This is a genomic window from Novosphingobium sp., from assembly GCF_030696665.1.
Lineage (GTDB): Bacteria > Pseudomonadota > Alphaproteobacteria > Sphingomonadales > Sphingomonadaceae > Novosphingobium.
In genome coordinates, this window is the sequence record NZ_JAUYRV010000054.1 from 1 (window position 1) to 22,554 (window position 22,554).

General features: G+C 62.6%; 23 protein-coding genes. 8 read left to right on the forward strand and 15 right to left on the reverse strand.

Going from position 1 to position 22,554, the window contains the following annotated elements:
• Positions 1-442 precede the first annotated feature (442 nt).
• On the forward strand, positions 443-1,984 hold the full coding sequence (locus Q8R81_RS18205) for a lipopolysaccharide biosynthesis protein (RefSeq protein ID WP_305619952.1): 1,542 nt from the start codon (positions 443-445) through the stop codon (positions 1,982-1,984).
• Here Q8R81_RS18205 and Q8R81_RS18210 read toward each other — a convergent pair.
• The gene (locus Q8R81_RS18210) at positions 1,981-2,856 is read right to left on the reverse strand and encodes a glycosyltransferase family 2 protein (RefSeq protein ID WP_305619953.1); all 876 of its coding nucleotides are present in this window, start codon (positions 2,854-2,856) and stop codon (positions 1,981-1,983) included. The two genes, Q8R81_RS18205 and Q8R81_RS18210, sit on opposite strands and share 4 nt — an antisense overlap.
• Entirely contained in the window at positions 2,856-3,473 is a 618-nt protein-coding gene (locus Q8R81_RS18215; RefSeq protein WP_305619954.1) for a class I SAM-dependent methyltransferase, read from the reverse strand. Before Q8R81_RS18215 ends, Q8R81_RS18210 begins: the two co-directional genes overlap by 1 nt.
• 129 nt (positions 3,474-3,602) lie before the next feature.
• Here Q8R81_RS18215 and Q8R81_RS18220 point away from each other — a divergent pair, with 129 nt between their 5' ends.
• The gene (locus Q8R81_RS18220) at positions 3,603-4,544 is read left to right on the forward strand and encodes an aspartyl protease family protein (RefSeq protein WP_305619955.1); all 942 of its coding nucleotides are present in this window, start codon (positions 3,603-3,605) and stop codon (positions 4,542-4,544) included.
• Between the two features lie 67 nt (positions 4,545-4,611).
• On the forward strand, positions 4,612-6,438 hold the full coding sequence (locus tag Q8R81_RS18225) for an ABC transporter ATP-binding protein/permease (protein ID WP_305619956.1): 1,827 nt from the start codon (positions 4,612-4,614) through the stop codon (positions 6,436-6,438).
• Positions 6,439-6,568: 130 nt separating this feature from the next.
• On the opposite strand, the gene Q8R81_RS18230 is transcribed toward Q8R81_RS18225, so the two are convergent.
• From Q8R81_RS18230 to Q8R81_RS18250, 5 genes are all read right to left on the reverse strand, one after another.
• Positions 6,569-6,772, reverse strand: a complete 204-nt coding sequence (locus tag Q8R81_RS18230) for a DUF1737 domain-containing protein (protein WP_054109338.1) — start codon at positions 6,770-6,772, stop codon at positions 6,569-6,571.
• 9 nt (positions 6,773-6,781) lie between these two features.
• On the reverse strand, positions 6,782-7,186 hold the full coding sequence (locus tag Q8R81_RS18235; RefSeq protein WP_305619957.1) for a GFA family protein: 405 nt from the start codon (positions 7,184-7,186) through the stop codon (positions 6,782-6,784).
• A 51-nt stretch (positions 7,187-7,237) separates the two neighbouring features.
• On the reverse strand, positions 7,238-8,539 hold the full coding sequence (hslU, locus tag Q8R81_RS18240) for an ATP-dependent protease ATPase subunit HslU (RefSeq protein ID WP_305619958.1): 1,302 nt from the start codon (positions 8,537-8,539) through the stop codon (positions 7,238-7,240).
• 102 nt (positions 8,540-8,641) lie between these two features.
• Positions 8,642-9,199 carry an ATP-dependent protease subunit HslV gene (gene hslV / locus Q8R81_RS18245; protein ID WP_305619959.1) on the reverse strand — a complete coding sequence of 186 codons (558 nt, stop codon included), beginning with the start codon at positions 9,197-9,199 and terminating at the stop codon, positions 8,642-8,644.
• A 45-nt stretch (positions 9,200-9,244) separates the two neighbouring features.
• Complete coding sequence (locus tag Q8R81_RS18250) at positions 9,245-9,739, reverse strand: outer membrane protein assembly factor BamE (protein ID WP_305619960.1); 495 nt, start codon at positions 9,737-9,739, stop codon at positions 9,245-9,247.
• A gap of 202 nt (positions 9,740-9,941) precedes the next feature.
• Here Q8R81_RS18250 and Q8R81_RS18255 point away from each other — a divergent pair, with 202 nt between their 5' ends.
• From Q8R81_RS18255 to Q8R81_RS18265, 3 genes are read left to right on the forward strand one after another with little or no spacing between them, the layout of a single operon-like run.
• The gene (locus tag Q8R81_RS18255) at positions 9,942-10,460 is read left to right on the forward strand and encodes a ubiquinol-cytochrome C chaperone family protein (RefSeq protein WP_305619961.1); all 519 of its coding nucleotides are present in this window, start codon (positions 9,942-9,944) and stop codon (positions 10,458-10,460) included.
• Complete coding sequence (locus tag Q8R81_RS18260) at positions 10,457-10,984, forward strand: DUF177 domain-containing protein (RefSeq protein WP_305619962.1); 528 nt, start codon at positions 10,457-10,459, stop codon at positions 10,982-10,984. The genes Q8R81_RS18255 and Q8R81_RS18260 overlap by 4 nt, the downstream gene beginning before the upstream one ends.
• Before the next feature lie 4 nt (positions 10,985-10,988).
• Positions 10,989-12,434: an MATE family efflux transporter gene (locus Q8R81_RS18265; RefSeq protein WP_305619963.1), complete on the forward strand. Its 1,446-nt coding sequence runs from the start codon at positions 10,989-10,991 to the stop codon at positions 12,432-12,434.
• Positions 12,435-12,442: 8 nt separating this feature from the next.
• Here Q8R81_RS18265 and Q8R81_RS18270 read toward each other — a convergent pair whose 3' ends face one another.
• From Q8R81_RS18270 to Q8R81_RS18290, 5 genes are all read right to left on the reverse strand, one after another.
• Positions 12,443-14,167 (reverse strand): ATP-binding protein, encoded by a 1,725-nt coding sequence (locus tag Q8R81_RS18270; RefSeq protein WP_305619973.1) that lies wholly within the window; start codon positions 14,165-14,167, stop codon positions 12,443-12,445.
• 162 nt (positions 14,168-14,329) lie between these two features.
• Positions 14,330-15,097 carry a TIGR02186 family protein gene (locus Q8R81_RS18275; RefSeq protein WP_305619964.1) on the reverse strand — a complete coding sequence of 256 codons (768 nt, stop codon included), beginning with the start codon at positions 15,095-15,097 and terminating at the stop codon, positions 14,330-14,332.
• Complete coding sequence (locus Q8R81_RS18280; RefSeq protein WP_305619965.1) at positions 15,094-16,008, reverse strand: sulfite exporter TauE/SafE family protein; 915 nt, start codon at positions 16,006-16,008, stop codon at positions 15,094-15,096. The genes Q8R81_RS18275 and Q8R81_RS18280 overlap by 4 nt, the downstream gene beginning before the upstream one ends.
• Before the next feature lie 85 nt (positions 16,009-16,093).
• A complete protein-coding gene (locus tag Q8R81_RS18285; protein ID WP_305619966.1) occupies positions 16,094-16,960 on the reverse strand; it encodes a hypothetical protein in 867 nt (288 codons plus the stop codon).
• Positions 16,961-17,172: 212 nt separating this feature from the next.
• The gene (locus Q8R81_RS18290; protein ID WP_305619967.1) at positions 17,173-18,567 is read right to left on the reverse strand and encodes a glycosyl transferase family protein; all 1,395 of its coding nucleotides are present in this window, start codon (positions 18,565-18,567) and stop codon (positions 17,173-17,175) included.
• 136 nt (positions 18,568-18,703) lie between these two features.
• Here Q8R81_RS18290 and nhaA point away from each other — a divergent pair, with 136 nt between their 5' ends.
• Both nhaA and Q8R81_RS18300 read left to right on the forward strand, forming a co-directional pair.
• A complete protein-coding gene (nhaA, locus tag Q8R81_RS18295) occupies positions 18,704-19,876 on the forward strand; it encodes a Na+/H+ antiporter NhaA (RefSeq protein ID WP_305619968.1) in 1,173 nt (390 codons plus the stop codon).
• 103 nt (positions 19,877-19,979) lie between these two features.
• Positions 19,980-20,435 carry a Dps family protein gene (locus tag Q8R81_RS18300; protein WP_305619969.1) on the forward strand — a complete coding sequence of 152 codons (456 nt, stop codon included), beginning with the start codon at positions 19,980-19,982 and terminating at the stop codon, positions 20,433-20,435.
• Positions 20,436-20,635: 200 nt separating this feature from the next.
• On the opposite strand, the gene gspN is transcribed toward Q8R81_RS18300, so the two are convergent.
• The 3 genes from gspN to gspL form a co-directional block, all read right to left on the reverse strand.
• Complete coding sequence (gene gspN / locus Q8R81_RS18305) at positions 20,636-21,346, reverse strand: type II secretion system protein N (RefSeq protein ID WP_305619970.1); 711 nt, start codon at positions 21,344-21,346, stop codon at positions 20,636-20,638.
• A complete protein-coding gene (gene gspM, locus Q8R81_RS18310) occupies positions 21,343-21,819 on the reverse strand; it encodes a type II secretion system protein GspM (RefSeq protein WP_305619971.1) in 477 nt (158 codons plus the stop codon). Before gspM ends, gspN begins: the two co-directional genes overlap by 4 nt.
• A partial coding sequence (gspL, locus tag Q8R81_RS18315) for a type II secretion system protein GspL (protein ID WP_305619972.1) occupies positions 21,819-22,554 on the reverse strand: 736 nt, incomplete at its 5' end. The genes gspL and gspM, both read right to left, overlap by 1 nt.

Sequence of the window (22,554 nt, forward strand, 5' to 3'; positions counted from 1 at the left end):
TCCCCGCACATCTATACGTATGGTTACATAAAGACATGCAAGCTTCGACTACGTTAAACTGCCATTCTGCGCCCTAAAGCCACAGAAAGCAGGCGCCGTCGCCCACATGTCCCTTCATCTTAAATCACAATGTCAAAGAACCACCAAATCCAACCCAAACCCTAAGGCCAGAGACAGACATTGGCGGACAACCAATGCTCCCCGTTTCTATCCGGGGGACTGAGTGTCCGTCTATGTTGGCGACCGCGCCAAAGCTGCTGAGCAACTCCGCTGCGGTGAGAGGGCCTCTAAACACCACTCCGATTCGCGTCAACACCATCTTGTCTCTTTTTTGAAATTACCGGGAATTGGTGAGATCGCCCTGTTTCGGACTAGGTTAGCCAAGCCAGTGCTTCCAGACGTAAGACCGGGTTAACGGCCCAACCTGTAAAGCGGTGCCTGCATGACCAACACCTCTACCACCGCAATTACGCCGACTCTGCCTTCTGAGTCCTTCGCGCCGGCCCCGCTTGCCGGGCAGGACACGCTGGCCGGAGATGTGAAGAAGGCAATCATCTGGCGATCTGGCAGCCAGATTGCTGCGCAGATCGTCAGCTGGTCATCGACTCTGATCGTCATGCGCCTGCTGTCGCCCGCCGATTATGGCCTCTTCGCCATGTCGCTGGTGATGCTGAGCTTCCTCACCTTCCTCAATGGTTACGGCTTTGCCAGTGCGCTGATTCAGGAGCGCGACCTCAACCAGCATCGCATTCGTCAGGCGTTCGGCCTGCTGCTATCGGCCAACGCCTTGATCGCGGCCCTCCAGTGGTTCTTTGCCCCGTCCGTTGCGGCCTATTACGGCCAGCCCGTCGTGGCAGACATGCTGCGGATGCAGACGTTGATATACATTTCCACGCCATTCATTGCGATTCCCGAAGTGCTGATGGGGCGACGGCTCGATTTTCGCAGCCAGGCAGTGGTGAACCTCGCTTCGGCACTTACCGGCGCCGTGCTATCACTCGTGATGGCCTGGGCGGACTTCGGGGTATGGACGTTGGTCTATGCTCCTATTGTCATGTTCTGGGTGCGTGCAATCGGCCTCACGATTCTGGCGCGGTCACTGGTCTGGCCGAGTTTCGATTTCCGGGGTTGCGGCAATATCTTTCGCTTCGGCTTCGCAATTCTTCTGACCCAGCTGTTTTGGCTGGTACAGACGCAGAGCGACATCTTCGTGATTGGCCGCAAGCTGACCCCGCATGAGGTGGGTGTCTATTCGCAGGCAGTGTTCCTTGCGACAATCTTCTATTCGCGCTTTGTGCCACCACTCAACGAAGTGGCGTTTCCTGCCTATTCGCGCCTGCAGGACGACCTTCCCGCCTTGCGCTGGTCATTCCTGCGCTCAGCGCGCCTCATCATGCTGATTTCCGCGCCGCTCTATGTGGGCATGGCCGTTAGCGCCAAGCCGCTCGTGGCGACGCTGTTCGGACCGACGTGGAGCGAACTGCCGCCGTTGATCGAATTCATGGCGCTGGCGATGCCGTTCATGACGCTGCAGGTGCTGTTCTCACCCGCGCTCAACGCAATCGGGAAGCCCGGCGTACCAGTCCGCACGGCGATTGCGGGGGCAGCGATATTCGCGGCATCGTTCATTGTGGCCGCACAATTCGGAATCATGGCCGTTGCGGCCATCTGGTGCGTGGCCGCGCCGCTACTGCTGCTGGCGACGGTCCTGCTTTCACGCCCGGCGCTGGGTATTGGCCTTGGGGATATGTGGCGGGCGCTTGCCCTGCCTGCGGGGAGCAGTGTGGCGATGGGTGCCGTGGTTTGGGTGGTTGATCGATGGGGGATTTCGCCCCGGCTCGATGCCTTGCCTCTGGTGCATCTTGGCGTGCTCGTCACGACGGGCATCGCAGCCTATGGAGCGGTGATCCATGTCACCGACCGCGCCGCGCTGGGCCAGGTCTGGGCGCTGATCCGGCGTAAGCCGGACGCGGTAGTCGCTTAAAACCGCTCAGCGCTCGCCTTCATGCGGGCCAGAGCGCGACGATCAAACCAACGCCAGACGCCCTTGCGCGGGGTAAAGTCTGGCAAGTACTGCGCGTAGAGGCTGGCCAGCCGCTCCGGCAAGCCGCTCGGTCCTTCACCTTTCAAAATACGCGTGATGATCCGGTCCTGAAAGTGGCGCACCGCATAGTTGATCATGCGACCATGCTGCATACGCCAGCTGCGCAGATCGAGCGGCGCGAACGGTTCGCACGAGAAGCCTGCTTCCATCACCGGGCAGACGCGCTCTTCACGCCATTGGGATAGTGGGCCGAGGCCTGTCTTGGCAAGCGCACCGACGAGGCCATCATCACCGACCAGATCGACCGGCAAGCGAATGCCACTGCTGCGCATCGCGTCCACGAACGTACCGCGCAGGGCATAGAGATCGCCGAACACCCCGTGCGATTGCGCCATGAGGCGGCGATAGTGTTCGGCACGGCGGCCGTTCAGCGGCGGGGCCGAAGCAAGGTTCGCCGCAGGATCCGCGTCAAGCGCAGCAATCAGCGCGGGGATTGACCCGGCCCCAACCTCGGCATCTCCATCCACCAACACCACCGCACGCAAGCCCGACGGCAGGGTGTCGAGCACGATGCGGCTCCAGCTGCGCGCCTTTCCGGGTTCCGGCCAGTCATGCAGCGTCACGTTGCGATGGTTCGCGGCGATTTCAGCGACAATCGCCGCCGTGCCATCCCGCGATCCATTCACGACGACATGGATGGAATACCCGACATCGGACAGCGGCAATGTAGCGAGGCACCGGGCAATGCGGCGCTCCTCGTTGTGCGCGAGGACGATAACCGCGACAAGCGCAGGCTCCCCGCTTTCCAGCATCAGACTTGGGCCATCGCCCAGATCGTCACCGGGAACCGATCGTCATTGGCAAAGCGCTTTTGCCACCCGGCGCGCGCCCAGCGGAACAGGTTGCCGCGCACGGCAGCCGCGTTGCCCCAGCCGCCGGTCTCGATCTTCGCGGGATCGAAGCCGCATTCCTCAAGGAAATGCACCATGCCCAGTTGCGTCCAGCGCGAACAATCGGTGGGAATGGGGTGATAGCGGATCAGGAACGGGGTGATGTTGATGAACACGCCGCCCGGCTTTAGCATAGCGCGCACATTCTTTGCTGCGCGATAGGGGTAGAGCAGATGCTCCCACACGTTGTCGGCGATGATAACGTCAAACTTGCGGTCGAGCACATCGTTGCAGATGTCGTGCTCGGGCCAGTTCATCTCGGCATAGCTGCCCCATTGGCGCTGCCGCCACTTCCAGCCCGCTGAAATCTCCAGCGCCTCGAGGTTTTCAGTGCCGCGCTTGTCCAGCCACGCGTCGATCTCACGATACGCGACGACGCGAGTGATATGCGTCTTGTCATAGCCTACAGCACGCGCTGCCTTTTCTACGAGGCCAAGCGCGTGCGCGCGCAATGTGGTCGGTGCTGAATCGATGCTCATCCCTCCCGCATAGGCGCGCAGGGTTGCCACGGCGTTAAACTCCCGGATTGGATCGAAGCAGATACGCCCCTTTGAACGCACTGGCGCGGCAGTCACAACAAGCGTAAACTCTCGCCTTGGAGAAGGATCATGCGGGTTTCCCTGAAATGCTGGATCGCGCTGTTTATGGCAACAGCCCAGCCTGCACTTGCCGCAGAAGACCCACTACTGCCAGCGGGCGACACCGAGCTCGTCAAAACCATCGACGACCGCCACAACCGCATGACAGTCCCGGTGCAGATCGGCGCGCACGGCCCGTTTCGCTTTCTGATCGACACCGGTTCGGAACGCACAGTGCTTTCGCGGCAAGTCGCAGCAACTATCGGCCTGCCGATTGCCGGCAACGGCGTGGTGGTGGGCGTGGCCGGATCGCAGGCTGTGGAACTTGTCGATGTCGAGGAAATCAGCCTGGGCAAGCGCACATATTACACGCTCAGCGCGCCGCTTCTGGAACAGCAGCACATCGGCGCGGATGGCATCGTCGGGCTGGACAGCCTGCAAGACCAGCGCGTGCTGATCGATTTCCCCACGGACACCATCACGATCGGCGATGCTGCTTCACTCGGCGGATCGCGCGGGTTCGAAATTGTGGTCAACGCGCGGCGGCGTTCCGGGCAGCTGATCATGACCAATGCCGTGGTTGATGGAGTGCATACCGACATCGTAATCGATACCGGGTCCGATAGCTCAATCGGCAACATGGCCCTGCGCAATGCCCTGACCCGGCGGCGCAAGGCTGAACAGACGGTGCTCTATTCGGTCACCGGCCAGCAGTTGAACGCGGACCTGATCATGGCATCAACCATAGAGGTCGCCGGGCTGCAACTGCACAACACATTCATGGCATTTGCCGATTCACCCGCGTTCCACCGGCTCGAACTGGTCAAGCGCCCGGCCATGCTGCTGGGCATGGCCCAGTTGCGCATGTTCAGGCGCGTGGCGATAGACTTTGCCAAACGGCGTATCCTCTTCGACCTGCCATCGGGTATCGCCAGCGCTGATCGAAAAGGGCCAGCCCTGCGCATTCAATAAAAGTGCTGCCCTCCTGAATGTAAGGAAGACACTGGCATCGCGCACGTCTGCGCCTATGTGAGAAGCCATGCCGCCAGATACATATACGAATCCCAAAGACGCCCGCCACGATGGCTGGCAAACGCTCAAGCGCTTCCTGCCCTATCTGTGGCCTGCTGATAACGCAGTGCTGCGCCGCCGGGTGGTGGGTGCGCTGCTGATGGTGCTGCTGGGCAAGGCGACGACGCTGGCCCTGCCCTTCGCCTACAAGAAAGCCGTCGATGCGATGACGCTGCCCGAGGGCGCGCAACCGGCACTGACCGTGGCGATGGCCTTCGTGCTGGCATACGCGCTTGGCCGTTTCGCAGGCGTCTTGTTCGACAACGTGCGCAACATCGTGTTCGAGCGTGTGGGGCAGGTAGCAACGCAGCATCTGGCCGAGAACGTCTTCGCGCGCCTCCACCGCCTCAGCTTGCGCTTCCACCTCGCCCGCCGCACCGGCGAGGTGACCAAGGTAATCGAGCGTGGGACCAAGAGCATCGACACGATGCTTTATTTCCTGCTGTTCAACATCGCGCCGACGGTGATCGAACTGACGGCGGTCATCGTGATCTTCTGGCTGAACTTCGGTCTGGGGCTGGTCGGCGCAACGATGGCGGCAGTCATCGCCTACGTCTATGTCACGCGTACGATCACCGAATGGCGATCGGCCTTGCGCGAAAAGATGAACCGGCTTGATGGGCAAGCCCTGTCACGCGCCGTCGATTCGCTGCTGAATTATGAGACGGTGAAATACTTCGGCGCCGAATCGCGCGAGGAAGCGCGCTACGCCGCAGCGACACGCGCCTATGCCGAAGCCGCGGTGAAGAGCGAAAACAGCCTTGGCCTGCTCAACATTGCGCAGGCGGTCATCGTCAACCTGCTGATGGCAGGCGCGATGGCTTGGACGGTGTGGGGCTGGTCGCAAGGGCGGCTGACCGTGGGCGACCTTGTTTTCGTAAACACCTACCTCACCCAGCTTTTCCGCCCGCTCGATATGCTCGGCATGGTTTATCGCACGATCCGGCAGGGCCTGATCGACATGGCCGAAATGTTCCGGCTGATCGACACCCCGGTGGAAGTGGCCGATGTGCCCGGCGCGCCCGCGCTGGTGATCGCGCGCCCAAGTGTGACGTTCGACAACGTGGTGTTCGGCTATGACCGGGACCGCGAGATCCTCCACGGCCTGTCGTTCGAGGTGCCTGCCGGCCACCGCGTTGCCATCGTCGGCCCATCGGGTGCAGGAAAATCCACCATCGCGCGACTGCTGTTCCGCTTCTACGATCCGTGGTCAGGCCGCATCCTGATCGACGGGCAGGACATTTCGCAGATCACGCAAGCCAGCCTGCGCGCCGCGCTGGGCATCGTCCCGCAGGATTCGGTGCTGTTCAACGATACCATCGGCTACAACATTGCTTATGGCCGCGACGGCGCGGGTATGGCCGAAGTCGAAGCCGCAGCACGCGGTGCCTCCATTACCGAATTCATCGCCCGCCTGCCAAAGGGCTTTGATACCGAAGTGGGCGAACGCGGGTTGAAGCTATCCGGCGGCGAAAAGCAGCGCGTTGCTATCGCGCGGACGCTGGTGAAGAACCCGCCGATTGTCCTGTTTGATGAGGCCACCAGCGCGCTCGACAGCCGCACCGAGCAGGATATCCTCACCACGATGCGCGACGTCGCCAGCCAGCGCACGACCATTTCGATTGCGCACCGGCTTTCAACCATCGCGGATTCAGACACCATTCTGGTGCTCGATCAGGGGCGTCTGGCAGAGCAGGGCAGCCACACCGACCTGCTGCGCCGCGATGGCCTTTATGCTGAGATGTGGGCGCGTCAGGCGCAAGAAAGCGCTGAGGTCAGCGAAGCGGCCGAGTAGCGCCACGGCCAATCCCAAACAAATCGTCGCCCCGGACTTTATCCGGGGCTTCGCTTCCCTTCCAACAACGAAAAAAGCAGTGGGATCCCGGATCAAGTCCGGGTCGACGAGAATATGTGGAACGCCGCCTTCACTTCACAACATCAGCCTCATGCCACACCACGGCCTGCGCCACCTTGATGCAGTCCATCCCGCCATCATACGTCATCGTGGGCGAGCCATAGAGCCGCCAGCCTTGTTCCAGCGCTTCGGACACGCGATCACAAAAGGCCCGGTCATCCTTGCCGGTCAGCAGGCGGTACACAGGGCGGTCTTCGGGAGTCTGGTAGGTCATGCCTGCACCCTACTCCTCGCCGGGAAACCGCGCAAATTCGGGCAATCCGTGTGCTTGCCCCATCCAGCCAATGCGTTCCGCCGTCTGGATATGAAGCTGGGCGGGCAACTGGTCGGGGTCGTCAAACGTGGCGGATTGCACGTCGATGATGTCTGGCAGGTTCTCGGCATTGGTGAAGAACACCCCGGTCCCGCACTTCGGGCAAAAGTTGCGCATCGATGCGCCAGACGAATTGTGCGTCGTCACCTCACCCTGCGTCAGGGCAAACTGATCCGCCTTGAACATCGCCCACGAAACCATCGGCGCGCCCGAGCTTTTGCGGCAATCGGTGCAGTGGCACAGCGCCACGTGCATCGGCGCACCGTCGACCTTGTAACGCACTGCGCCGCAGTGGCATCCGCCTGCAAGTTCCATCAGTTCCCTCCCCTGAGTCGCCAATGGAACATTACAGGAACGAAGCACGCCTCACAAGATGTACTTCGAAAGGTCCGTATTGCTCGCCAGATTTGCCAGCTTGTCAGCCACATAGGCCTCATCGACCATCACTGTTTCACCCGTACGGTCCTCCGCCTCGAAGCTCACTTCCTCAAGCAGCTTTTCCATCACCGTCTGCAAACGCCGCGCGCCGATGTTCTCGACGCTCTCGTTCACTTGCGCGGCGATGCGGGCAATCGCGCGGATGGCTTCGGGCGTGAAGTCCAGCGTCACGCTCTCCGTTGCAATCAGCGCGCGGTACTGTTCGACCAGATTAGCGCGCGTTTCCGAAAGGATACGCACGAAGTCATCCTCGGTCAGCGCCTGCAGTTCCACCCGGATCGGCAAACGTCCTTGCAATTCGGGCAGCATGTCGCTGGGCTTGGCCACATGGAACGCGCCCGATGCGATGAACAGCACATGATCGGTCTTCATCGGGCCGTACTTGGTGGCAACCGTCGTGCCCTCGATCAGAGGAAGCAGATCGCGCTGCACGCCTTCGCGCGAAACCGAACCGCCGCGCACATCGGACACCGCAATCTTGTCGATCTCGTCCAAAAACACGATGCCATTCGTCTCGGCATTGCGGATCGCTTCGCGCTGAACATCGTCCTGATCCATGCGCTTTTCGGCTTCTTCCTCGACCAGCTTGTCCCACGCATCAGCCACGCGCATCTTGCGGCGCTTGAGGTTCTGCTTGCCGAAGGCCTTGCCCATCATGTCCGACAGGTTGATCATGCCAACGCCGCCACCCATGCCGGGAATTTCCATCGGCATCGAAGGCGCATCTTCCACCTCGATCTCAACCTCGACCTCGTTCATCGAGCCATCTGCGAGCCGCGCCTTGAAGCTCTCGCGCGTGGCTTCGCTCGCCCCATCGCCGACCAGCGCCTTGAGCAATCGGTCCATCGCGGCCTTGCTGGCAGCCTCACGCACCGCATCGCGGCGGCGTTCCTTCTCCAGCCGGATCGCTTCTTCCACCAGATCGCGGGCAATCTGTTCCACATCGCGGCCGACATAGCCGACCTCGGTGAACTTGGTCGCCTCAACCTTGATGAACGGCGCGTCGGCCAGCTTGGCCAGACGGCGGCTGATCTCGGTCTTGCCGCAGCCCGTCGGCCCGATCATCAGGATGTTCTTTGGCGAAACCTCATCACGCAAGTCAGCCGACAGCCGCTGACGCCGCCAGCGGTTGCGCAGCGCCACGGCGACCGCCTTCTTCGCGTCAGTCTGGCCAACGATATGCTCGTCCAGCGCGCGGACAATAGCCTTGGGGGTAAGCGATTCGTTCATGGCAATCTCTTCTCCCCTCCCGCCTGCGGGAGGGGTCGGGGGAGGGGCTGTCAGGAAGCGGCAACACGCCCTCCCCTACCCCTCCCGCAAGCGGGAGGGGAACTAGATTTCTTCCAGCGTCACGCGGTCGTTGGTAAAGACGCAAACCTCTGCCGCCACCTGCATCGCACGGCGGGCGATCTTCTCGGCGTCGTTTTCGTAGTCGGTAAGCGCCTTGGCCGCAGCCAGAGCATAGTTGCCGCCAGAACCGATGGCGGCAATTCCGCCTTCCGGCTCCAGCACGTCGCCATTGCCCGTCAGGATCAGCATGGTGTCGGCATCGGCCACGATCATCAGCGCTTCAAGATTGCGCAGGTACTTATCGGTGCGCCAGTCTTTGGCAAGCTCCACTGCGGCACGCATCAACTGCCCGCGATGCTGCTCCAGCTTGCGCTCCAGCCGCTCGAACAGGGTGAAGGCATCAGCTGTCGCACCGGCGAATCCGGCAATCACTTTGCCTTCACCGATGCGGCGCACCTTGCGGGCATTGGGCTTCATCACCGTGTTGCCCATCGAAACCTGCCCGTCACCGGCAATGACGGTGCGGCCATTCATTTTTACACCAATGATGGTGGTGCCGTGCCACTGGATAAGGCCGTGGCTCGCCCTGCTATCGTCCATGCCCTGCGATATGAGACGCGCGGCGTGGAATTCAAGCGGTGGGGATCAGCTGCCGTTCGGACCTGTGCCGCCCGGAGCCTGACCTTGCCCGCCGCCCGGCACTGCGCCAACTGCACCGATATTGCCGAACAGATCCTGGAAGAACGAACGGTCACGGCCCAACGTATCGGTCTTGTCGCTCTCAGGCGAAAGGCGCGCGACCTTTTCCATGCCTTCACGGCTGAGCGAGGTAACGTTGTTTTTCGCATCAAAATTGATGACGAGGATGTTCTGGTCGGATGTGCGTGGGCGATTGAACGGCTTTTGCTGCGTGTTCTGGGAGACGTAGTACCACGTCTCCTTGCCATATTGGCTGGTGAACGTCGGGCGGCCAAGCGTGCGTTCGACCGACTGCTTGTTGTCCACACCGGGTTGGACAGACGAAACCAGCACTTCATCGACGATATAGCCGCGATGATCCTTGATGCTGGAACATCCCGCTGCCGCCACGCCGAGCGCAAGCACCGCCGCACCCTGCACTATCAGCCGCATGTTCCGCATTCGCAAACTCCGCTCTTCACTGATGCTATGTCATGCCCGTTTGCATCGGGAATGCACAGCCACTATCGCCAAGCCCAATTGGGTGTCCCTTACGGTTCAATCGGGATTACCGCAATGCCGCCCGCACTGGCATCGCTAGGTGCCTGCTGGACGGACCTAATTTAATAGCCCCTGAACGGGCACGATACCAAGGAAGCGCACGATGGGATTTTTGGGAAAGCTGTTCGGACGCAAGGCCGACGACCGCGACGTTGCCCGCCCGTTGTGGCACCGCACGGTGGAAATCGCGCGTGAGAAAGAATGGTACCGTGATTGCGGTGTGGCCGACACGGTGGCCGGTCGATTCGACATGATCACGCTGATCCTTGCTATCGTGCTGATCCGGATGGAGCGCGATGCCGAACTGGTAGACCCATCGGTGCGCCTGACCGAGCTTTTCGTCGATGACATGGATGGCCAGTTGCGCGAAAGCGGCGTTGGCGATCTGGTGGTGGGCAAACGCGTGGGCAAGTTGATGAGCGTTCTGGGCGGCCGACTCGGTGCCTATCGCGAAGGGCTGGCTTCGGCAGACGAAGCCGTGATGGCCGATGCGGTGGCGCGCAATGTCAGCCTGCACGAAGGGACTGATCCCCTGCTCGTCGCCCGCCGCGCCCGCGCCTTTGCCGCCGGGCTGGACCTTGTGCCCGCCTTCCGCGTGCTTGATGCGGAGATCGGCAAGTGAGCGCCCCTGAGTTTTCAAACCCTGAGTTTTCAAACATGGTCGACCTGCGCCAGATCGGCGATGCGCCCGTCGTGCTGATGCCCGATGAAGCCGAACGCCGCCGCCTTGCCGGACGCTTCGCCATAACAGCGATAGATGCCATGCGCGCAGAACTGCGCCTGACGGTCGATGGCCAGACTGTTGAGGCGAAAGGCAAACTCACCGCCAGCATCGTGCAGATGTGCGCCACCTCGGGCGAGGACTTCCCGGTCAAGATCAGCGAGCCTGTTGCCCTGCGCTTCGTGCCACGCAGTCCAGTGAGCGCGCCCAACGGGGAAATCGAGATATCTTCCGACGATTGCGACGAGATTGAATACGACGGCACGGCCTTCGACCTTGGCGAAGCCGTGGCGCAGAGCCTGGCACTCGCCATCGACCCTTTCGCCGAAGGGCCAAATGCTGACAAGGCGCGGGCCGAACACAAGCTTGGCGGCGATGTCGCCTCCGGTCCGTTTGCGGCCCTTGCCGCAATGAAGAAGGACTGAGGCCTTGGCGCAACCACCGGGGCGTGGGCGCGATCTGACCAGTGGGCCGATCCTGCGGACGCTCGTGCTGTTTTCCGCACCAACACTCACGTCCAACATCCTGCAATCGCTCAACGGATCGGTCAATTCGGTCTGGGTCGGGCGCATGCTGGGCGAAGGCGCGCTGGCCGCAACCGCCAACGCCAATGTGGTCATGTTCCTCGTGTTCGCCGCCGTCTTCGGCTTCGGCATGGCCGCCACGGTCAAGATCGGGCAGGCCTTTGGCGCGCGCGATGTGCTGGCAGCGCGGCGCACATTTGGCTCGGCTGTCGGCCTTTGCGTGCTGCTGTCGCTGGTCGTTGGCACGCTCGGGTGGATTTTCGCGCCTGAACTGCTGACGGCTATGGCCGCGCCGGGCGAGACTTACGGCTTTGCCCTCACCTACTTGCGCGTGATCTTCGTTGCCATGCCTGCCTCGATGATCACCGTCATGCTCGGCATGGGGCTGCGCGGTGGCGGCGACGCTTCGACACCGCTCAAGTTCATGATCCTTTCGGTCGTGCTCGATATCGCGCTCAACCCGCTGCTGATTGGCGGATACGGCCCGATTCCTGCGATGGGCATTGCCGGTTCCGCGCTCGCCACCGCCATTGCCTCCTTCGTCTCGATGGTTGGCATCGTCGCCTATGTCTATGCCAAGGATCTGCCGCTGCGCCTGCGCGGAAGCGAACTGGCATGGCTCTGGCCCCGGCGTGACGAGCTTGGCTACATCATCACCAAGGGTCTGCCGATGGGCGCGCAGATGCTCGTCATCTCGGCTGGCGGGATCATCGTGATCGGCCTCGTCAACCGCGAAGGCCTGCTGGTAAGCGCCGCCTATGGAGCCGCGCTGCAACTGTGGACATATCTGCAAATGCCCGCGATGGCCATTTCCGCAGCGGTCAGCGCAATGGCTGCGCAGGCAATCGGCGCTGGTTTGAACGAGCGGCTTGGTCGCATCACGCGCTCCGGCATAATCCTCAATCTGGTAGTCACCGGCCTGCTCTGCGCGCTGATCCTGCTATTTGATCGGCCCGCGCTCGAACTCTTTCTCGGCAGCGCCAGCCCGGCGGTGGACGAAGCGCGTCACATCCAGTTTCTTGCCAGTTGGAGCTACCTGCTCTTTGGCATTACCATCGTTTTGTTTGCCACCATGCGCGCAGGCGGAGTGGTGTGGACGCCACTCATCGTTTTGGGCATCGCAATGTATCCGGTGCGGCTCGGCTTCTACTACGCCTTTTATCCCACGCTCGGTGCAGATGCGCTATGGCTGGCTTTCCCGGTCAGTTCGGTGGTCGCCGTGGTGCTATCGATCTATGCCTATCGCCAGCCGCAGTGGCGGGAACGCGCCCGCGCGGTTCCGGCAGAGCAGTGCGAGGAAGAAACCCACGCAGACGCCGATCCAGCCGGCCGGATGGCGCCAAACCTCTGACCATAACGTCAGCGGCTTTGCGCGCGCCACCTCTGCACGGTGCGCTCAACCGCACGCTCCTCGCCGCCGCTCTTGCTCCACAGTTCGTAGAACGAGGGATCGTTTGAAGCCGGCCGCTTCATCGCATCAAGATCGTCGAACGAAACGCGCATCGGGATCGAAACGCCTTCGCCCGAGATAATGCATTCGCGATTGCGCAGCGCTGGTATGGTATCGACAAAGCCGCGGGCGCCTTCGGGCATGGCCGCTTTCACAAAGGCTTGGTCGCGGTCGTTGTTGAGGCGCATCGAGATGATCGTGCCGCATTGTGAAAGCACGCCCTCGGCAAGGTCCGAAGGCCGCTGCGTGATCAGCCCAAGCGAGACGCCATACTTGCGCCCCTCCTTGGCAATGCGCGAAAGGATGCGGCCAACCGATGAACCGTCGGAGTTTTTCTCGTTCGGCACGTAGCGGTGCGCTTCCTCGCACACCAGCAGCACCGGCCGCGTTTCTTCTTCGCGCGCCCAGATTGCATAGTCGAACACAAGGCGGCTGAGCACCGCGACGACCGTGGTGGTGATTTCCGAAGGAACGCCCGACACGTCGATAATCGAAATCGGCTTACCATTGGCGGGCAGGCGGAACACCTTGGATATGAATTCCGCCATCGTATCGCCCACCAGCATGCCCGAGAACATAAACTGGTAGCGCGGGTCGCCGCGCACTTCCTCGATCTTGGTTTTCAACCGCATGTAGGGGATCGAATTGGTCCCCTTGTCCAGCCGCCCCATTTCGTTCTGCAGGATGATCAGCAGGTCTGACAGCAGATAAGGAATAGGCGAATCGACCGTGATCTTGCCGATCTGTTCGGCCAGCCGGTTCTTGCTGCGCGCCGCCAGCAGGCACTTGCCCAGAATATCGAGGTCAAGCTGCCGGTCAGCACCCTTGGTCGTAATGAACACTTCGCAGTGTTCTTCAAAGTTCATCAGCCAGTATGGCATCTGCAGGTTCGAAACGTCGAGCAACTGCCCGGTCGTGCGGAACGCGGCCGAATATTCGCCATGCGGATCGATCATCACGATGTGGCCCGATGGGGCCATTTCGCAGATGCGGTGCAGGATCAGTGCCGCTGCAGTCGATTTGCCGGTCCCGGTCGATCCCAGCAACGCAAAATGCTTGCCCAGCAGTGCATCAACGTAAATGCCCGCGCGAATATCCCGGGTTGGAAACACCGTGCCGACCGAGATGTTGGTGCGACCGTCGCTCGCATAAATCTGGCGCAAGTCGTTTGACGTTGCCGGATAGACCAGCGCGCCCGGCACCGGAAAGCGCGTCACGCCGCGACGGAAGCCATAGATGCGCCCGGTTAGTCGCTCTTCTTCGCCTTCGCCAAGAAAGTCGATCTGGGCAACCACTCCGCCGGCCACCGATGTGTCCTGGCGCTGGGTGCGCACGCTGGCGAGCAGCCACGAATTGCCCACGCGAACTTTGATCTGGCTTCCGACTTTGCCCGAAAGCCCAATCGACGGATCACTGTCTTCCGAACATTCCTCCAACCGCGCAAGATCAAGTGCGATGGCCGAACTGGACCCTGCGATTTCAACCACATAGCCAATTGGCTTGGCAGCGTTTTCTGAAGCTCGCGGGTCAACCGGTGCGGCAAATGGTGCCCGCGCCTCGATCCGTATGTCTCGTGCGCTTTCTGGTCCTGCGTTTGCTGGTCCTGCGTTTTCTGGCGCCACCAAACCCTGCATCCTCATTTCGGACATCACGCGCAAAACCTCTTGGCCGGACATGGCATAGAGGTGACAGCTACCGCTTGAGGGTTAATATCGGCTAAATTTTGGATAGCGTGCCGAACCAAGGAACGACCAAAATACCTGCAATTGTCTGGACATGCCGCTTTTCGCGATCAATCAGACAAGGGCAAACAATCGGCCTGCGATCCAGCCCATCGCCACCGAGATGAACACCGCGAACAGGCCATAAAGCCAGCCGTTGCGATCTGCGGCCACCGCGACAAAGCGTTCGAAACCCTGCTTGCTCACCTCCACCCGGGTGATCGCCGAAGTCACCACCTTTCCGTTACGAATGGCAAAGGTTTCGGCGGTGTAGGTGCCGGTCTGCACGCTGGAAGGCAGGCTGATCCGCGCCTGATACAGCACTTGCCCGCTGATCTTCACGCTGCCTTCTTCCTCACGGTAAAGGCCCTGCCCACGCATCAGTTCGACCAGTCCGGCCGAAAAGCGCTGCTGTTCCTTGGGATCGATCACGCCGATGGGTGAAAGCTGCAGCCATTTGAGGCCCAGTTCATAAATCGCCGCCGTCTTGTCATCCACGATCTTGGCAATCGGGCGCGAGGAGGCGACCGCAAAATAGCTGGGTGCCGACCTGAATTCGAGCGAATCCGCGTTGATCCAGATACCCGCCAGCTTCTGCTTTTCACGCAGCACAATGGATTGCACCGGGCCTTCGAGCACCACGACAATATCGTATTCCTGTGCCGCGCGGCTACCTTCGGGGCTGAGGATCGCGCCGAACAGCAGCAGATCTGCACCAGTAAAGCCCTGACGCACCTCAATTTCATGTTGCGAGATTTCCGGAACAAGGATGGGATCGCGCGCGCCGAGCAGCACCATGCACAGCAGCAGAGCCAGAAACCGAAATCTGCCACCCCCGTTCATAGCGGCACCACGGTGTAGATTTCGTCGGGGCGATAACCGAGGCCCAGCGCCATGCGCATCGCCACCAGCAGCACGATGGCGGCAAGGATCAGGCGCAAATGCTCCGGCTTGGCTTTCTGCGCAAACTGCGCCCCCACTTGCGCGCCCGTCACCGATCCGATCAGCAGCATCACCGCCAGCACGATGTCCACCGCGCGCGTGGTCAACGCGTGCATCATCGTTGTCGCCATCGTCACGAACAGGATCTGGAACAGCGACGTGCCGACAACCACGTTCACTCCCATGCCAAGGATGTAAAGCAGCGCAGGCACAAGGATGAACCCGCCACCAATGCCCATCAGCATGGTCAGAATGCCGGTCAACACGCCCAGCAGCAGCGGTGCCAGCGGCGAGATATACAGCCCGGAGCGATAGAACCGCCAACGCATTGGCAGGCTGGCCACCAGCGGGTGATGCCGCCGCTTGCGCGCAGGCATCGGCAATCCGGATTTCTGCGCGCGCAGCGTGGTGATGCTTTCATGCGCCATCAGCCCGCCAATGCCGCCCAGCATCAACACATACAGGATGTTGATAACCGTATCGATCTGGCCAAGCGATTGCAGCAGGCGGAACAGCAGCGAACCAAGCCCCGTGCCGATCACCCCGCCAGCCACCAGCACCGCACCGATATGATAATCAATCCCGCCGCGCCGGGCATGGGCGAAAGCACCCGAAACGCTGGCTCCGGTCACCTGGCTGGCAGCCGACGCCGCAGCCACTGTCGGCGGCACGCCATAGAAGATCAGCAGAGGCGTGGTCAGGAACCCGCCGCCAACGCCGAACATGCCCGAAAGCAGCCCCGTCAGCGCGCCGAGGCCGATGATGACCAGTCCGTTGACGGAAAGATTTGCTATCGGAAGGTAGACATCCATTGCACTTAAGACGCTAGGCCGGGCAGCGCTTGCCAGCAACCCCGCGCAGCTGCTTTTGCGGCAAAAAGCTGTGACCTGCTCATTGTCAGAACGAAGACGCCACAGTCAGCGCCGGTCCGCTGCCGGGTCGCGCGTTTCCGGCCACGCGAAAGCGCCAGTCGAGCGCGATGCGCGCAGGCGTTGCATCACCAAGATCAAGCCGGACCGAAGCGCGCGGACCGATGTCCAGTCGCACCGCGCCTTCCTGTCCGCCCGACCAGACACCTGCGCCCACACGAAAGTCGCGATTGCGCCCGCCGATCCCCGGCATTGCGCGGTCGATCATCACTTGCGCATCATAAAACGCCGTCGCCCCGCGCCCTCCAGCGTATCCGGCCTGCGCGTATGCTTCGGCCCGCAACCCCAGCGGCAATGCCTGCGGTGGCAGTTCGGTGATGACCGTCGCCACCGGTCGCACCTGCATCGGGCTTCCCTTGGTATCCTGCAACCGCGCTTCAGCCAGCACGCGCAAAGGCACGCGGGCCAAGGGGCGGAATCCGAATCCCAGCGCCACTTCCTTATCCCGGCCCGGCGCATTGATCGCCAGCGATGTGCGCAGATAGCCATAGCTTTCGTGCAGTTCGCCCCGCCCCAACCGATACCGCACCACCGCGCCCGCCTGACTCGCGCCATACGACGCCGCCCCCGGTGCCTGCGCCGCCGCACCACTGCCCGCCCGCATCAGCACCCAGGTGTCACCGCTCCAGCGCGAATCATCTTTGAACGGCACAGGCTCTTGCGCCGTATCCATCCCCACCGGCGGGCGTTTACTGTGGGGTGGGGCGGCCAGCGCCGGATTGGTCGACCGTAGCAGGCTGGCCAGCCGGAACGTGGATGCAGGTCGCCCAGACGGCGAACTAACATCATCCGCCCGACCGCCGTTCTGCAGGTGCTGCACGGAAAGGTTCCGCACGGTCCCCGAAGCGGACTTTTGCACCATACCACTTGCAACAACCGCCCCGCCGCGCCCCTGATTTCCGGGCTCCTTCGCCATAGCCGCAGGCGCAATCTGCTGCGTCCTCGCCACATCTTCCCACAGCACCAAGCGCACGCCAGCCCAGACGACCACCACCAGACAAAGAGCAATCAAAGGCTGCCCGCGCCGATTCAGGCCCGCGCCGATCATCAGGCGGCGGACCGCAGCGGCGCGCCCGAATACTCCTCACTGCTGCAGACCTGCACCACATGGACCCGGTGAACCGTGTGCTCCCACCGCAGTCGCTGCCCTGAAAGCACGCGCAAATAGGCCACCAGTGCGCGTTGCGTCGCCATGATCGCAATGATGTTGCCCACCGGAAAGCGCACGACGGCGCGCACACCTTCGCCCCACCCATATTCGCGCCCGGAATGCATCCCCCGCATCCCCAGCCGCCAGAACAGACTGGCAAGGTTGAACATCAGCAGCCCGCGCAGTAACGCTCCTGAAGGCATCCGCTCCAGCAGCCCCAACGCGTCCAAAGCCAGCATCAGGGGCCAGAGCAACAGCAAAAAGTAGGATATCGTCAAAACCAGCGCGACCAGCGGCCCGCGCCTGTCGCGGAACCGCATCCACAGGTCACTCGGCCCTACCCGCCAGCCCAGCCGCTCCCAGCCCTGAAACGCAATCCCGTGAATCCACCGCGTTTTCTGCCGCACCGACGTAGCAATGGTGGCAGGAAAATACTCCCGCGTGGCGATCAGTGCGCCCCGCTCGTCCCGCACCCGCAGAAAGGCTGAAAGTCCCCCCGTCTGGTTCACCAGCAGTCCGCACTCGTAATCCTCGGTAAGGCAGTCCGCTGCAAAAGGATCAACACTGCCCCGCTGTGCAATGATCCGGTCGATCGCCCGGCGCGAGAATGCACAGCCCACCCCCGCCGCTGGAAGCGCCGCGCCGATCCGGTCCCGCACCACCATATCGCGTGCGTGCGCCTCGGCAAATTCATCGCAATAGTGGCCTGCCACCCAGCGCGAGGCCGCCTGCGGTTCAGGCCGCACCGGCAGTTGCACAAAGTCCACCCGATCCAGCGCCCGGTCCATCAGCGTCAGTGCCGAAGGATGCACCATGTCCTCCGCGTCATGCAGGATCAGCGCGCGCACCCGCTGCCTGCTGCGCCGCTCATCCTCGCAGATGGCGCGGTAAATCCGGTTGAGGCAGTCGGCCTTGGTCGTCGGCCCGTCGCAATCGTGCAACACCACCCGCAACCGGTGATCCCCGCCTGAAGCCACCAGCGCCGCCAACGTAGCCTCGTCGTTGCGATAGCAGCCCACATAGATGCGCAAGTTGCGCTGCGGCCATGCCCGGAAGGAATGGCGCACCATTTCGCTGATCACGCCCGCTTCCTGCCACGCCGGCACCAGCACCGCCGCCATGCCATGCAACTCTGCCTGCGCCGGGGCAGTCAACCGTTCCGTCCGCAATCCCCCGCTGAACCGCAGCCGAAACCACGCCAGATCGACCAGCATTTCATCCAGCGCAAAGACCGCAAACCAGATTGCCGCAAACAGCAGCAGTTCGTGTTCGACGACAGCAAGCCACTGCAACGCCGTGAAGCATGGTCCGGTAATCGGAGGACATGCCAGCAACATCCTGACCCCGTTTGACGCGCCCCACCCCGGTGGGCACAAGGCCAAGCTATGCCTGTTCGGCACTGTTCAGGAACCAAGGGATGATTCGAAAATGGCAGGATTGCCAAGAACTAAGGGAATTTGGCACCGTCTGAGCCACAACGAGGCAGCCCCCGGCATAGTCCTCATGGTTTGCGCGGCAATCGCACTGATGCTTGCAAACTCGCCAGTGGCCGAATCGTGGCACGGCCTGTTCCACCACACCCTGCCGTGGACGCCGGTCGCGAAGCTCAACAACCTGCATCTGTGGATCAACGATGCGCTGATGGCGATTTTCTTCTTCGTCGTCGGGCTGGAGATCAAGCGCGAGATCCTCGACGGCGAACTCTCCAGCCCGAGTCGCCGCCGCTTGCCGGTGATCGCCGCCGTGGCCGGCATGGCCGTGCCCGCCCTGATCTACCTCGCCATCGTCGGCGATGATCCCTCGCTCCATCGCGGCTGGGCGATCCCCTCTGCCACAGACATCGCCTTTGCCATCGGCGTGCTGGCGCTGGCTGGAAAGGGCCTTCCCCCATCGCTGCGCCTGTTCCTGCTGACCGTCGCCATCGTCGATGATCTCGGCGCGGTCATGGTCATCGCATTCTTCTACACCAGTGGGCTGGACATGATGTGGCTCGGCGTTGCCGCTGCCGTGTTCCTCGCGCTCGTCGCCGTTAACCGCATGGGCATCAGAGTGCTGGCCCCCTACGTCGTCGGCGCTGTCGTGCTGTGGTACGCCGTGCTCCATTCGGGCGTTCACGCCACCATCGCAGGCGTGCTTGCCGCGCTAACCGTCCCGCTGGCACTGAACCACCGGCACGACAGCCCCCTGCTCCGGCTCGAACACGCGCTGGTCTCGCCCAACGGCTTCCTCATCGTCCCGCTGTTCGGCCTCGCCAATGCAGGCGTCGCGCTCGGCTCCATCGACGGCGGCCCGCTCGCCCTGCCCATCGCCATCGCGCTGGGCCTTGTGGCTGGAAAGCAGATCGGCATTCTGGGCAGCATCATGCTGGCCGAAAAGCTGGGCATCGCCAAACGCCCCGAAGGCGCAACCCTGCGCCAGCTCTGGGGCCTGTCCCTGCTCTGCGGCATCGGCTTCACGATGAGCCTGTTCATCGCAGGCCTCGCCTTTCCGGAAAGCCCGCTGCTGGTCGAAGAAGCCAAGCTCGGCATTCTGGGCGGGTCGATCATCGCCGCGCTGGCTGGGATGGTCCTGCTGAAGGGCAGCACCAAAGCCGCTGCATGATCGATCCAATCGATCAAACTTTGCGCAACAATGCATGAAACCTTTCACCGCATCTGGCGTATAAGCGGCTCATACGAACCGCACACGCAAAAGGGGAAACATCATGCCCGGCGACAACGCAAAGAAGGCGCTGATCGACAGCCTCAACGGTCTGCTGGCCGACTACTTCACGCTCTACCTCAAGACCAAGAACTTCCACTGGCACGTCGCCGGTCCACAGTTCCACGATCTGCACCTGCTGTTCGATACGCACGCGACCGAACTTTTCGCGCTGACCGACGTGATCGCCGAACGCGTTCGCAAGAACGGTGGCAGCACGCTCACCGGCATTGGCGCCATCGCTGGCAAGTCATCAATCAAGGACGATGATCGCGCCAAGGTTGATGCGATCGACATGGTCAAGACCCTGCGTGACGACAACGCAGCGCTGGTCAAGGTGATCCGCGCGGTCAAGGCCGCCGCCACCGAAGCGGGCGACAACGCCACCGAAGGCATGGCCGACGACTGGACCGATCAGGCCGAACAGCGCGCCTGGTTCCTCACCCAGATCGCCGCCTGAAAACGTCTGCCCACCAACCCCGCTCGTCCTGAGCCTGTCGAAGGACGCTGGCGCAACGCCAGCCAACCACCCTTCGACAAGCTCAGGGTAAGCGGGGCTTTCTATGCTGCATAAAGGGTTAGCCCCAAGTCCGTTGGTGTCTCGACTTCGCTCGACACGAACGGGGATGTATTTGGGAAGCGCGTAAGCTCGTCGGGCGCTCAAAACGTCCCGCTTGTCCCGATGCCAATGCCGCCGGGGCGGGCGTCAAAGCCCCCGGCGCGCAGTGCGTCTGCCGTTTCCTGCGGCAGGCCTGACAGCGTCAGGTCCGCCTGCCAACGCCCGTCTCCGGTAATCCGCAGCGTCATCTGCTCCATGCCCTGCGCCCCGCGCATCGGCACCAGCAGCGCGCCCTTGTCGCAGCGTGCCTTGCCCGAAAGCGTGATCGGCCCCGGCAGCAGTGGCCCCGGCGATGCCAGCGTCAGGCTTAGCGTGCCCTCAGCCGAAACACACTGCCCGCCATCCATCGCCACGGAAAAATCGCCAAAGCCCAGCGATGTCACCGGCAACTGCCCCAGTCCGTCGGGCAAGCCAATCGTCCCGCTGGCATGGGAAAGACCATGCGCCGAAGCCTTGGCCGCAAACCCCTCGCGCGAAACGGCAAACTGCGCCCGCCCGATCAGCAGCGGCAAAGGCTCCAGCCCCGCCTCCACGGTGCCAATCGGCAAAGGCCCGACATTCAGATCGGCAATCCGCCCATCCCACACCGAGCCTTCCACGCTGCGCGCCGTCACATTTTCCGGCATCGCCATGCCCAGCACCAGCCGCAACGGCAGCAGCACGATCAGCGCCAGCAGGACAAGCCCGCCAAGCGCCAGCCAGCCACGCCGCGTCATTCCGGTCTCGCGCACGAATATCCAGCGCCCGATCATGCGCCTGCCCGCCGCAGCGTAACGTTCACCGAAACCGTGCCATCGGGCGCGGGCGTTACCGTCAATTGCTCCACCGCCAGCCCTTGCGCCGCCAACCCGTCAAGCCACGCCAGCGCTGCCGATGCCCGCGCCGTGGGGATCACCATGACCACCATGTCGCTGCCCTGCTTCTGGCTCGACTGGACGACAAAGCCCGCTGCCTGCGCGCTCGCTTGCGCCACCTGCTCAACCGGCCCGGCCAGCGCTACCGCACGCGGAGCAGGCGCACGCTTCAAGGCATCCAGCCCCGCCACGATCCGCCCGGCGCGCTCGGTCGCCTCGCGGTGGCGCACCGCCGCATCGTCCAGCGCCGCGCCCAGCGGCAGGATCAGGCCATAGACCAGCAGCATCAGCGCGGTCAGCCCGCCTGCCACGCCCACCAGCCAGCGCTCACGCCCGGTCAGGCCGATGAACCATGCAGAAGCCCGGCCCATCATGGCGCCCTCACCGTAATCGCCGCCACCGTAGCGCCTGTGGGATCAGGGGCCAGCGAAGGCGGCACGGTCACTTTCCATCCCTGATTTTGCAATGCAATCAGCACCGCGTTCACATCTTCGGCACGCGGAGCCGCCGCCGTAAAGCGCAACGTACCGTCCGCGCCATAGCCCAGATCACGCAGCTTCACCCCCGGCACGGCGCGCAACACATCCAGCAGCGCAGCGGCAGGCGCGGCAAAGCTGGTGCCGCCCTCACCCCTGCGCGCCAGTTCGGCGTTCAGCAAACGCTCGGCAGAATCCAGATCGGTTGCCGCCGGAAAGCGCTGCTGCGCCAGTTCCAGCGCGCGGGCCTCTTCAGCGGAACTGTCCATGTTCCACTTCACCACCCACACCAGCATCAGCAGCAGCGCCAGCAAGGCCGCCACCGCCGCCATGCGCGCAAGGCTCAGCCAGTCCGCCGTCCGGAACACCGAAACCCGGCGCGGCGCATATTGCCCCTGCCGCAGGTTGATCGGCGGGGCAGCGTGAATTTCCGCCAGTCGGCCCAGCAGATCATCGCCCGCCAGCGCCGATTGCTCCAACCCCTCGCCCAGCACCGACACCAGTCCCGGCTCAGCCACGAAAGCCGCCTCTGCCGTGCGCGCCACCAGTTCCCCGCCAAGGTCGGCCAGCATCAGGCCCCGCTCAGGGCGCGGCAGCACCAGCGCGGCAGGCACCAAAGCTTGCGGATCA